Annotated in this window: 9 protein-coding genes; 4 read left to right on the top strand and 5 right to left on the bottom strand. The window is 63.7% G+C overall.

Annotation, left to right across the window (positions count from 1 at the left end):
* The first annotated feature begins 182 nt into the window (after nt 1-182).
* Nucleotides 183-3158: an excinuclease ABC subunit UvrA gene (gene uvrA, locus JQ635_RS17880; RefSeq protein ID WP_211411149.1), complete on the top strand. Its 2976-nt coding sequence runs from the start codon at nt 183-185 to the stop codon at nt 3156-3158.
* A gap of 15 nt (nt 3159-3173) precedes the next feature.
* Here uvrA and JQ635_RS17875 read toward each other — a convergent pair whose 3' ends face one another.
* Nucleotides 3174-3725, bottom strand: a complete 552-nt coding sequence (locus tag JQ635_RS17875; protein WP_211411148.1) for an RNA 2'-phosphotransferase — start codon at nt 3723-3725, stop codon at nt 3174-3176.
* Nucleotides 3726-3789: 64 nt separating this feature from the next.
* On the opposite strand from JQ635_RS17875, the gene JQ635_RS17870 reads away from it, so the two are divergent.
* On the top strand, nt 3790-4440 hold the full coding sequence (locus tag JQ635_RS17870) for an HAD family hydrolase (protein ID WP_211411147.1): 651 nt from the start codon (nt 3790-3792) through the stop codon (nt 4438-4440).
* 108 nt (nt 4441-4548) lie between these two features.
* A complete protein-coding gene (locus JQ635_RS17865) occupies nt 4549-5475 on the top strand; it encodes a nucleoside hydrolase (protein ID WP_211411146.1) in 927 nt (308 codons plus the stop codon).
* A 117-nt stretch (nt 5476-5592) separates the two neighbouring features.
* Here the strand turns inward: JQ635_RS17865 and JQ635_RS17860 are convergent, their stop codons facing one another.
* The 3 genes from JQ635_RS17860 to JQ635_RS17850 all read right to left on the bottom strand — a co-directional run bounded on the left by JQ635_RS17860 (nt 5593) and on the right by JQ635_RS17850 (nt 8798).
* Nucleotides 5593-6540 carry a cytochrome D1 domain-containing protein gene (locus JQ635_RS17860; protein WP_211411145.1) on the bottom strand — a complete coding sequence of 316 codons (948 nt, stop codon included), beginning with the start codon at nt 6538-6540 and terminating at the stop codon, nt 5593-5595.
* Between the two features lie 2 nt (nt 6541-6542).
* Nucleotides 6543-7109, bottom strand: a complete 567-nt coding sequence (locus JQ635_RS17855; RefSeq protein WP_211411144.1) for an SRPBCC family protein — start codon at nt 7107-7109, stop codon at nt 6543-6545.
* Between the two features lie 921 nt (nt 7110-8030).
* Nucleotides 8031-8798 carry an AAA family ATPase gene (locus JQ635_RS17850; RefSeq protein WP_211411143.1) on the bottom strand — a complete coding sequence of 256 codons (768 nt, stop codon included), beginning with the start codon at nt 8796-8798 and terminating at the stop codon, nt 8031-8033.
* Nucleotides 8799-9073: 275 nt separating this feature from the next.
* Between JQ635_RS17850 and JQ635_RS17845 the strand changes: the two genes are divergently transcribed.
* The gene (locus JQ635_RS17845; protein ID WP_211411142.1) at nt 9074-11137 is read left to right on the top strand and encodes a DUF1217 domain-containing protein; all 2064 of its coding nucleotides are present in this window, start codon (nt 9074-9076) and stop codon (nt 11135-11137) included.
* Between the two features lie 16 nt (nt 11138-11153).
* Here the strand turns inward: JQ635_RS17845 and JQ635_RS17840 are convergent, their stop codons facing one another.
* The gene (locus JQ635_RS17840; RefSeq protein WP_211411141.1) at nt 11154-12014 is read right to left on the bottom strand and encodes a PCC domain-containing protein; all 861 of its coding nucleotides are present in this window, start codon (nt 12012-12014) and stop codon (nt 11154-11156) included.
* Nucleotides 12015-12020: the final 6 nt, after the last annotated feature.

Below are 12020 nucleotides of genomic sequence, written 5' to 3'. Positions count from 1 at the left end.
GCTGCCAGATGCCGCCAGCACGCCAACATTCCGTTGACGATTCGCAACTCCCTCTGGAAATCCGTCTCCGTTCTTCCTACGTTCGCTGCCAACCCCATCGGCGCCGATCCCGGTTCCGGGCGAAGCGCGCCTTTTTTGTTGGCGCGATCGCGCACCTTTGGGCTTCCTTGAGGGCAACTCGGATGGATGAAGTGATCAAGGCGAAGCGCCAACAACAGAACGCGGGCTCGAGCCTGCGCGCAATTACGATCCGCGGCGCGCGCGAGCACAACCTCAAGAACATCGACGTCGAGATTCCCCGCGACAAGCTGGTGGTGTTCACCGGCCTCTCCGGCTCCGGCAAGTCCTCGCTCGCCTTCGACACCATCTATGCCGAGGGCCAGCGCCGCTACGTCGAATCGTTGTCGGCCTATGCGCGCCAGTTCCTGGAGATGATGCAGAAGCCCGACGTCGACCAGATCGACGGCCTGTCGCCGGCGATCTCGATCGAGCAGAAGACGACCTCGAAGAATCCGCGCTCGACCGTCGGCACCGTCACCGAGATCTACGACTACATGCGCCTGCTCTGGGCCCGCGTCGGCGTACCCTATTCGCCGGCCACGGGTCTTCCGATCGAAAGCCAGACCGTCTCGCAGATGGTCGACCGCGTGCTCGCGCTGCCCGAGGGCACGCGCCTCTACCTGCTCGCCCCCGTCGTGCGCGGCCGCAAGGGCGAGTACCGGAAGGAGCTCGCCGAATGGCTCAAGAAGGGCTTTCAGCGCGTCAAGATCGACGGCACCTTCTATGAGCTTGCGGAAGCCCCGACGCTCGACAAGAAATTCCCGCACGACATCGACGTCGTGGTCGACCGCATCGTGGTGCGCGCCGACATCGGCCAGCGCCTTGCCGAAAGTTTTGAGACCGCGCTGAAGCTCGCCGAGGGCCTCGCCGTCATCGAGTTCGCCGACGCGCCGGCAGCCGCGCCTGCGGAAGAGAAAAAGAAGACCGCAAAGATCCACGACAAGAGCGGACCCGAGCGCATCCTGTTCTCGGAAAAGTTCGCCTGCCCGGTCTCCGGCTTCACCATTCCCGAGATCGAGCCGCGCCTGTTCTCGTTCAACAACCCCTATGGCGCCTGCCCCGCCTGCGGCGGCCTCGGCGTCGAGCAGCATGTCGACGAGGACCTCGTCATTCCCGACAAGGAGCTGTCCTTGCGCAAGGGCGCGATCGCGCCCTGGGCCAAGTCGTCCTCGCCCTATTACGAGCAGACGCTGACCGCGCTCGGCAAGCACTACAAGTTCACCCTCGACACCAAGTGGAAGGACCTCGCCAAGAAGACCAAGGACGCGATCCTCTACGGTTCCGGCGAGGACGAGATCAAGTTCTCCTACCAGGACGGCGTGCGCTCCTACGACACCAAGAAGCCGTTCGAGGGCGTCATCACCAACATCAATCGCCGCTACCGCGAGACCGAGAGCGAGTGGGCGCGCGAGGAGCTGGCGAAGTATTTCCACGACGTACCCTGCGAGGGCTGCAAGGGTTTTCGGCTCAAGCCCGAGGCGCTCTGCGTCAAGGTCGGCGACAAGCACATCGGCGAGATCTCGGAGCTGTCGGTCAGGAAGGCCGGCGAGTGGTTCGAGACCGTGCCGGACGCGCTGAACAAGCAGCAGAACGAGATCGCCGGCCGCATCCTGAAAGAGATCCGCGAGCGCCTGACCTTCCTGCTCGACGTCGGCCTCAACTACCTCACGCTGTCCCGCTCCTCCGGTACGCTGTCCGGCGGCGAGAGCCAGCGCATTCGCCTGGCCTCGCAGATCGGCTCGGGCCTCACAGGCGTGCTCTACGTGCTGGACGAGCCTTCGATCGGCCTGCACCAGCGCGATAACGCGCGCCTGCTCGACACCCTCAAGAGGCTTCGCGACCTCGGCAACACCGTGGTCGTGGTCGAGCATGACGAGGACGCCATCCGGCTTGCCGACTACGTGCTCGACATCGGCCCCGGCGCCGGCATGCACGGCGGCAACATCGTCGCCGAAGGCACGCCCGCCGAGATCATGCGCAACCCGAAATCGCTGACCGGCAAGTACCTCACCGGCGAGCTCGAGGTCGAGGTGCCCGAGCGGCGCCCTCCGAACCACCGCCGCACCATCAAGGTGGTGAACGCGCGCGGCAATAACCTCAAGAACGTCACGGCCGAGATTCCGCTCGGCCTGTTCACCTGCGTCACCGGCGTCTCCGGCGGCGGCAAGTCGACGCTTCTGATCGACACGCTCTACCGCGCCATCGCCCGCAAGCTGAACGGCGCCAGCGAAGGCGCCGCCCCGCACGACCGCATCGAGGGCTTAGAGCACATCGACAAGATCATCGACATCGACCAGTCGCCGATCGGCCGCACCCCGCGCTCGAATCCGGCGACCTATACCGGCGCCTTCACGCCGATCCGCGAATGGTTCGCGGGCCTGCCCGAAGCCAAGGCGCGCGGCTACGAGCCCGGCCGCTTCTCCTTCAACGTCAAGGGTGGCCGCTGCGAGGCCTGCCAGGGCGACGGCGTCATCAAGATCGAGATGCACTTCCTGCCCGACGTCTACGTCACCTGCGACGTCTGCAAGGGCAAGCGCTACAACCGCGAGACGCTGGAAGTCCTGTTCAAGGGCAAGTCCATCGCCGACGTGCTCGACATGACCGTCGAGGAAGCCGCCGAGTTCTTCAAGGCGGTGCCGCGCGTGCGCGAAACCTTCCAGACCCTGCACCGCGTCGGCCTCGACTACATTCATGTCGGCCAGCAGGCGACTACGCTCTCCGGCGGCGAAGCCCAGCGCGTCAAGCTGGCAAAAGAGCTGTCCAAGCGCGCCACCGGCCGCACGCTTTACATCCTCGACGAGCCCACCACCGGCCTGCACTTCCATGACGTCAAGAAGCTCCTGGAGGTGCTGCACGAGCTGGTCGCGCAGGGCAACACGGTCGTCGTCATCGAGCACAATCTCGAAGTCATCAAGACCGCCGACTGGGTCATCGACCTCGGCCCCGAAGGCGGCGACGGCGGCGGCGAGATCGTCGCCTGGGGCCCGCCGGAAGACATCGCCAAGGCGCCAAGGAGCTATACGGGCAAGTTCCTGGAGCCGGTGCTGAAGAAGGCAAGGAAACCGAAGCGGCGGAGCACGAGCGAGGCGGCGGAGTAGCGGCCTCCCGTTATGTCATTTGCTCGTCGCCGGGGCCAAGAACTCCGGCGGCACTGTCTCGGTCAACCAGACCCCATTGTCGGCGCGATAGAACTTGAACCCGCGCGCATGCATGCCGCCGGCATCGACCTTGAAGATGTGGGGCTTGCCATGGCGCTGTCCGACCCGCAGCGCGGTCACCTCATCGGAGGACAGGTGCACTTGTTGGCGCGCCTGCGGTTTCAACCCCTCCGCGAGGATCGCTTCGACGAATCTCGTCGCCGTCCCGTGATAGAGGACTGAGGGCGGTTCTTGGGGTGGCAAACCGAGCTCCACCGATACGGAATGCCCTTGGGCTGCCCGGATCTTCAGCCCGTCGGCGGACAGCGAAAATCGCTTCTTGTCGCTGCTTGCGACGACGCCGAGCAGGTCAGCTCGGTCAAACGTCGTCCCTGCTGCATTGGCTTTCTCAAGCAGTTCGTCAATATTGACCCAGCCCTTGGCACTGAGCGTCAAGCCGATCTCATCGGGCTTGTGTCTCAGCACGAAGCTCAAGAACTTGCTAAGTTGAATCTGATCGACCGTCATCTTTGTCTTCCTGTTTCCGTCTTGTACATCCGGCCACTTAGTTCGACCAGACTCCCCTTCCTCCATGCCCTACTCCCTCGCCATCTTCGATCTCGACGGCACCCTCGCCGACAGCTTCCCCTGGTTCCTGCGCACCATCAACGATGTCGCCGATCGCTTCGGCTTTCGCCGGGTCGCCGATGAGGACATCGAGGGGCTGCGGCATGCCTCGAGCCGCGAGATACTCAGCCGGCTCGAAGTGCCCTTGTGGAAGCTGCCGGCGATCGCGCGGCATGCGCGGCGGCTGAAGGCGGAGGCAGCAGCTGAGATTTCGCTATTTGTGGGCGTCGAGACGATGCTGCGGACACTGGCTGAGAACGGCGTGCAGCTCGCGCTGGTGACGTCCGACAGCGAGGCCAATGCGCGTGAGAAGCTCGGCGAGGCTGCCGCGCTGTTTTCGCAGTTCGACTGCTCGGCGTCGCTGTTCGGCAAGGCCGCAAAATTCCGCCGGGTCGTCCGCCGCGCCGGCGTGGAGCCAAACCGGGTGATCGCGATCGGCGACGAGGTCCGCGACATCGAGGCGGCGCGGACTGCAGGCATCGCTTGCGGTGCGGTGTGCTGGGGCTATGCGGCCCCGGCGGCGTTGCGGGCGCTGGGGCCGGATCACATCTTCGCCCAGATGGAGGAGATTGCGGATGTCTTATGCGAGAACGTAGGGTGGATTAGCGAAGCGTAATCCACCACTGTTCGTATCCGCCGAGGCAGAAGAGGTGGGTTACGCCGCGGACTGCGCTTCGCGCAGCCGCGGACTAACCCACCCTACGAATTGTTCGGAAAGACGCCGATGACACTCACGGACGCAAGCCGCCTCAAGCTCCTGGAGCCGCCGGTCGGCAAGGTGCGTGTCGTGCTCGACACCGACACCTATAACGAGATCGACGACCAGTTCGCGCTGGTGCAGATGCTGCTGTCGAAGGAGCGCTTCGATGTCGAGGCGATCTACGCCGCGCCGTTCTTCAATGCGCGCGCGGACAGTCCCGGCCACGGCATGGAGCTGAGCTATCAGGAAATCCTGCGCCTGCTCGACCGCCTCAACGTCGCGCCGGAAGGCCTGGTTCATCGCGGCGTCACCGACTATGTCGGCCCAGGCAAGACGGCGCGGACGTCACCGGCCGTCGACGACCTCATCGCCCGGGCGCGCGCGGGCACGCCTGACAATCCGCTCTACGTCATCGCCATCGGCGCCATCAGCAACGTCGCCTCGGCGCTGCTGAAGGCGCCCGAGATCATCGACCGTATCGTCGTGGTCTGGCTCGGCGGCCATGCGCTGGAATGGCCCCACACAGTCGAGTTCAATCTGAGGCAGGACGTCGGCGGCGCGCAGGTGCTGCTCGACAGCGGCGTGCCGCTCGTCCTCGTCCCGTGCATGGGCGTCACCTCGCGCCTTCACTCGACGGTGCCGGAGATCGAACGATACGTCGAACCCCACGGCAGCATCGGCGCGTTTCTCGCCATGCGCTTCAAGGAATATTCGTCCGACCACATGGGCTGGGCCAAGGAAATCTGGGACATGGCGCCGGTCGGCTGGCTGCTCAACCCCGTGTGGGCGCCGAGCGTGATCATCCCCGCTCCCGTCCTCACGGATCAAATGACGTGGAGCGTCGACCGCCGGCGGCATCCGATCCGCTACGTGACCTATGTGGACCGCAATTCGATCCTGAAGGATTTTTTCGTGAAGTTGCGAGACTTCGCCGCGTCAAAGGTGCCGTAGGGTGGGTTAGCCCTGCGGACTGCGCGAAGCGCAGACCGCTTGGCGTAACCCACCACTTCCGTCACCGCGGACACCAAAGAGGTGGGTTACGCTGACGCTAACCCACCCTACAGAGCCCTACTCCGTCCTGCGCAAAAACGCCCCAAACGCGCGCGGGCCGTCACCGGTCTTGATCTCGCCGACGACCTTCAGCTCGGCGGCGTCGATGATATCGAGCGTATTGCTCTCCCAGCAGGCGACGATGACGCGCTTGCCGTCGGCGGTTGCCGCGATGCCTTCGGGATAGTCTCCGACATTGATGCGCTTGACCGGCTTGAGACTCGCCAGATCGAATACGCTGACGGTGCCGCCATACTGGTCGGTGACGAAGCCGCGGCCCAGCGTCAGCGCCACCGCATAGGGGCGCATTCCGACCGGCACGCGGCCGATCTCGCGGGCCTCCGCGATATCGATCACCGAGACGTCGTCGGAGCCGACATTGGCGGTGTAGGCGCGCTTTCCCTCGGCATCGATGGTGACGCCGAACGGGCGGGTGCCGACCTTGATGGTCGCCTTGCGCTGGCGCGTTGCGGTGTCGACCACGGAGACGCTGTCGTCGTCGCGGTCGGCCGAGAGCAGCAGCCTGCCGTCAGGCGTCACCGCCAGCCCCGACGGCGAGGCGCCGACGGCGATGCTGGCGGTGACGCTGCGCGAGGCCGTATCGATCACCCGGACCGCCGCCGCATACCAGTCCGCGACATAGACCGTCTTGCCGTCGGGGGCGACGGCGATGCCGAGCGGTCCACCGCCGACCTCGACGCGGCCTGCGACCTGTCGCGTCGCAGCGTCCACCACCGTCACCGCCTTGGCGTCCGGGCTCGTCACATAGGCAAAGCGCCCGTCGGTGCTGACGGCGATGCCGGCCGGCTTGCCGCCAATCGGGATGGTCGCAACGCTGCGTGCGCCAGCGAGGTCCACGACCATCAGGTCGTCGCTGAGCTGGTTGGTGACAAACGCCTCCTCGGCGGAGGCGCCGCCCGGGCAAGCAAGGCTGGCGGCGAGCGCCGCCAGGACCAGCATCCGCACGGTCAGCTTCCGCTCTCGATCTTCTTCTTCAGCGCCTCGAGGCCGGCCTTGTAGAGCCCGCTCACCGCCGTCTTGGCGGCCTCATCACTCAGCTCCGGCGGCGGATCGTTGTTGGGAAAGCCGCGGTAGAAGGCGCCGGCCCATTCCAGCGTCGCGCCCTTGCCGTCGGCGCTCGGCGTCACCGTCAGCGTCGAGGAATAGTTGGTGACCGGCAGCACCTTCACGTCGACGGTGGTGATCCGGTAGGAATAGGTCATCGCGGCCGCGTCGAACTTGTAGAGTTCCTCGTCCACGGTGGCGCCGCCGGTCAGCGTCAGCTTCCGCGTCGCGCCGATCTCGTTGCCCTTCTCGCCCTCGGTCTTGGTGACGGGCGGCAGCCAACTCATGTCCTGGAAATTGCCGATCACGGCCCACACCTTGGCCGGGGGTGCGTTGATCTCGATGGATTCCCGGACCTTCTGCCGGGTCGGCCCGTGGGCCCAAACCGGCTCGAACGCCGTCGTCAGGGCCATCCCCACCACCGCCAGCGCCGCCACCCCGGCGATCGCCGTTCCGCTTCCTATCCTCATACCGTTTCCTCACTCTTGGATCTGCGCGACTTGAGGCGCGCTGGGAACATCGTAGCGCATTTTGGGGCCGAGGGGAGACCGGTTCGTGGCGCCGTTGCGGCGACGATGGCTCACATCCACACCATCCCTTGCGTTGCGCGACAGGCAAAACACACCAGACCCGGGTCAATGCGTCGCGATGAAAACAATTCGCTTTACGCGAATTCGGAATTATCGCATGTTGCAGCCATCCCAGCCCGGTCCGAGGGGCGTATCGCGATCGTCACGACACGCGGGATGGGACGTGGTGGACGTGAGGCGGCGTCGGCGCGAAGGTGGTTTGCAGGGCGGGTCACTCCGTGAGCAACGACCGCGCGCACACGACCGGTGCAGCCTTGCGTACGGCAAAATCGTGTGGTCCTGGCGCCCGGGGTCTGTGCGCCAAGTCTTGCGGTGACGTGTGCTGCCCGACCGGGCGGGCGCGTCAGCCATCCGCAGGGCGACGGGGGCAATAGTGCATCGCTCCCCGGGGAGAGCACGACATAAGCCGTCAAACCACTGCGCAGGGAAGGCCGTGTGTTGGGCTTCATCTGTATGCCGCTGTGCAGCTTCTCGTAGCGCAATTTTCGCACAGTGGACCGTGGGTGCCAGCCGGCACCCGGCCTTCCCTGCGCCCTCGGCACTTTCAGAGGGTGTGACGACTGCAAAGCTCGGGCGGAGCACGCCGCGAGAACGGGAAACCGCGCGTATGATGCGGGTAGCAATGCGAGATAAATTCGGGCTCTCGTGCCCCGGACGCAGCGCAGCGCCCCTTCGGCGGTGCGCTGCAGAGCCGGGGCCCATGCAGCAGCGAGATGTGCGGCTTCTGGATCCCGGCTCTGCGCCGCAACGCTCACGCGTTGCAGCTTGTCCGGGACACGCGTGTGGGCATCGGATGCGCCCCTACTCAGCCAGCGTCGCCTCCACGAACCCGCGCGGGTCGTCACAGAACTCCCGCATGACCCGATAGTGATCCGTCTGCTCCACCGTGACAGGCTCCAGCCCGTATTTCCCGAGCCGCAGCAACTGTGCGTTGGGATAGGCCATCAGCATCGGCGAATGGGTCGCCATGATGACCTGGCAGATGCGGGACTCGTCCATGCGTCGCAACAGCCTCAGGAATTCGATCTGGCGCGCCGGCGACAGCGCCGATTCCGGCTCGTCGAAGATGAAGATGCCCTGGCGCTGGCAGCGCTCCTCGAAGAAACGCAGGAAGCCTTCGCCATGGGAATGCGACAGGAAATCCGGGCCGACCTGACCGGCATCACGTGCGGCCTTGTCGAGATATCGCGCGACCGAGAAAAAGCTCTCGGCGCGGAAGAACCAGCCATTGGTGATCTTCGGCAGCCAGCTGGCGCGCAAAGCCTTGGACAGCTGGCCGCCCATCTTCTCCCGCGCCTCGGAATGGTCGACCGGCATGTAGCCCTTGCCGCCACCGGCATCGTCATAGCCGGCGAGCGCTGCGATACCCTCGAGGATCGTCGACTTCCCGGTGCCGTTCTCTCCGACGATGATCGTGATGGCGGCCTCGAAGTTAAGCTCGAAAGCATCCGGGAAGATCGGCAGGCAGAACGGATAGGCCTCGCGATCGTGAACCCGCGACAGGTCGAGCCAGACCCGCTTCAAATATGGCGCCGGCAGGTTGATCGTTCGACCGCTTCTTCGGCTCATGTCCGGCTCCCAACCATTCCGATCCATCTTTTGGACGGAACATATCCGGAACACCATCCTCGCGTAAGCTGCATCTGAGAAACAAACGGAAACAAACAGCAACAAAACACGGTACGCGTCACTTTGACACAAATTAAAACCTTCGATTGTGGCCCGGAATCGCCCTAAGAAAACGTAGCTGTGAGACAGCCGCCGGCATGAAGCCGGCCCCCACCTCGCGACCCGGCAATGATTGACGGAAGTCCAGGACCGTAAGAAGCCGCGAGGAATGCGCGATGGTGTCAACGTATTTCAGTTACAACTATATTTCGCGCCATCTCAAGCAGTCCCTGACGCGGGTCGAACAGCAGACCGATGTCGCGCGAGAGGCCGCCTATTACAAAGCCAACATCGGCAAGGTGAAGACCGTTGACGATCTCATGAAGGACTATCGCCTCTATCATTATGCGATGAAGGCGTATGGTCTGGAAGACATGGCGTATGCCAAGGCTTTCATGAAAAAGGTGCTGGAGAGCGACCTCTCCGACGCAACGAGCTTCGTCAACAAGCTGGTCGACAAGCGTTATCGGGAGTTTGCCGCGGCATTTTCCTTCAACGGCACTGCGACGCCGGTTGCGCAATCGGAGAACCAGACCGATGAGATGATCGGTCTGTACACGGCAACCAAGAAAAGCCAGGTCGATGCGCTTGCAGATGATTCGAATTACTACAGCGCCCAGATCGGCAGCATCACCAGTGCAGACCAGCTCCTGAACAACGATCGTCTCCGCAACTACGTCTATTCGGCATTCGGGATCGATGAGACCAAGTGGCCGCGCGACACGATAAGCCAGGTCCTGCGCAGTGATCCGTCCGATCCGAACAGCTACGTCAACACCACCTTCGCGTCTCAGCTGAGCGGCCTCAACGCCCAGCTCACTCAAGCCAAATCGGACGTGGCCGCCACCAATACCAAGATCGCCGACTACACGGCCCAGCTCTCGCAACCGGGCGCCGACGTGGCTCAGTTGAACGTCCAGATCCTGGTCGAAAAATATCACCTGGAAACATACACCAAGAGCGTATCCAGCCTCAGCGACCAGATCGCGGGGATCGGCAACCTCGTAGACCTGGCCGGCGCGTTCGAGTTTCTGCCTGACGGGTCACTTCCGCCAGGCCAGTCGGCTCAGACTGCCGCAAATGTCACGCTCACAAAACAGTGGTTCGATGACAGCAAGTCCGAGGTCTATGCGGCGGCAAGCCCGCTGAGCGAAGCTCTGGCAATCACGCAATTCAGATCGGCCGTCCTCAAGGTCAATTCCGTCCAGGCGTTCGTATCGACGCCGGCCGTGTACAATTTTGCGCTGGGCGCCGTCGGCCTCGATCCCGCAGAGGTCTCGCAGGACACCATCAAGGCGGTCCTCGAAAGCGACCTCAGCGATCCCAAGAGCTACGTCTATACGCTCAAGGACAATCGGTACGTCGAGCTCGCGCGGGCCTTCAACTTCGACGCAAAAGGCAATCTGACGACCCCCTTGGTGGCTCAGGACCCGGCAAAAGTCCTCGAGATCGCGAAGGACTACGTCATTGCAGTCGTGAAACAGGCAAGCCCTGAGCAGCAGAAGGCAGTTCGGGAACAGGCCCAGAAAGACGCGACGTCCTATCAGGAAGCCATCGCAGGCATAGACAGTGTTTCCGAGCTGCTTGCGAACCGGAAGATGGTTGATTTCATTCTCGTCGCCAAGGGCCTGGACCCCAAGAAGGTCAGCACCGACTATCTCAAGAAGATCTTCGCGTCCGATCTGAACAACCCCAAGAGCTTTGCGAACACCGAGAGCGATCCTCGCTTTGCCGAAATCGCGGCGTCGTTCAATTTCGACAGCAAGGGCAATGTCGCGCGCCTTGTGATGGTTGGTCCTCAGAAGCAAGTCCAGTTGCGGGAAACACAGGCGAACTATCTCCAGCAAAGCCTCGAGCAGCAGCAGGGGGATACGAATCCCGGCGTGCGCCTGGCGCTCTATTTCCAGCGCAAGGCGGGGGAAATCACGTCGGCATACGACATTCTTGCCGACAAGGCGCTTTCGGAGGTGTTCAGGACCACCTTCAACCTGCCTGACTCGATGGCGGCGATGCCGATCGATCAGCAGGCCAAGTTCGTGGACAAATTCATGAAGATCAAGGATCTCTCAGATCCCGCGAAGGTTGAAAAGCTGCTAGGCCGTTTCTCCGCCATGTATGATGTCAAAAACGGCCAGAGCGCCGGTCAGGCTCAATCTCCCCTGCTCAATCTCTTTCAGGGATCAGGATCGGGGATAAGTGACTCTACGTACTTGGCCATTGCCAAACTACGTTCTCACTGATGATCGCTCGCCGATCCTAGCCCAACACCTCGAGCACCAGCTCCATGGTCATCAGCACGGGATTGTCGCCACGGATCAGACGCCCCTCCGCAATGCCGCCGGTGTAGTCGATCAGGGCAATTTCGAGCGTGGCTTCGAGCGTGCCCGAAGAGCCCGGCCCGATCGCACCGGCCGTGATCGCAAGCTCCGTCGCGAACGGCTCGGTCACGCCGCCATGGGTGAAGCGCGCGCCGATGGTCGAGCCGACGCCGCCGTGGATCTTCGCGCGCGCGATGCCGTGCGTGCGACAAAAGTCTTCGAGGCAGACGGCGAAGTCCTGGTTGGGCCGCAGGCGGAGCGCGAAGGCGCGGCTGGTCGTGCGCGCGCCGGTGCTCGCAGCGGCAACGGGCCCGAACAGCTTGAAATTGGTCTCCGGGTCAGGCTCGGCGGTGAACGTCGCGCCGTCGATGCCGAACGCCGCGACCTCGAACGGCTCGGCGACGATGGTCTCGTCCGGCAGCATGTGGCCGCCGCTTGCCTTGCCATCGGCTTCGGTCCAGAGCCCATGGCAATGAAAGAACGGCGCGCCGTCGCGCGTGCCGAGCGTCATGCTGCCGAGCTTCGTGCGTGTGATGCCTTGGGGCCGATAGGTGTCGCTGTAGAACGCGGCATTCTCGCCGGTCTTCGACAACGCCGGCATGACATAGCCGAACGGCCCGAGCGCGCCGCGGCGAAAATTCAGCACGCCGCCGGCAAATCCCTCCGCCGCAAAGCCGCGCCGCGCAGCCTCCAGCAGCGGCACGCCTGCCTGAAGCGTGAACGTAAAGGCGCGTCCCCTCGCCTCCACGCATTGAATGCGCTCCGCGACGGGCGCGCCGGGCTGCTTGATACTTCGCATCACCTA

This window comes from Bradyrhizobium iriomotense (assembly GCF_018130765.1).
GTDB lineage: Bacteria > Pseudomonadota > Alphaproteobacteria > Rhizobiales > Xanthobacteraceae > Bradyrhizobium > Bradyrhizobium iriomotense_A.
The sequence above is the reverse complement of the archived record's forward strand: the minus strand, read 5'-3'. Positions and strand labels throughout refer to the sequence as shown.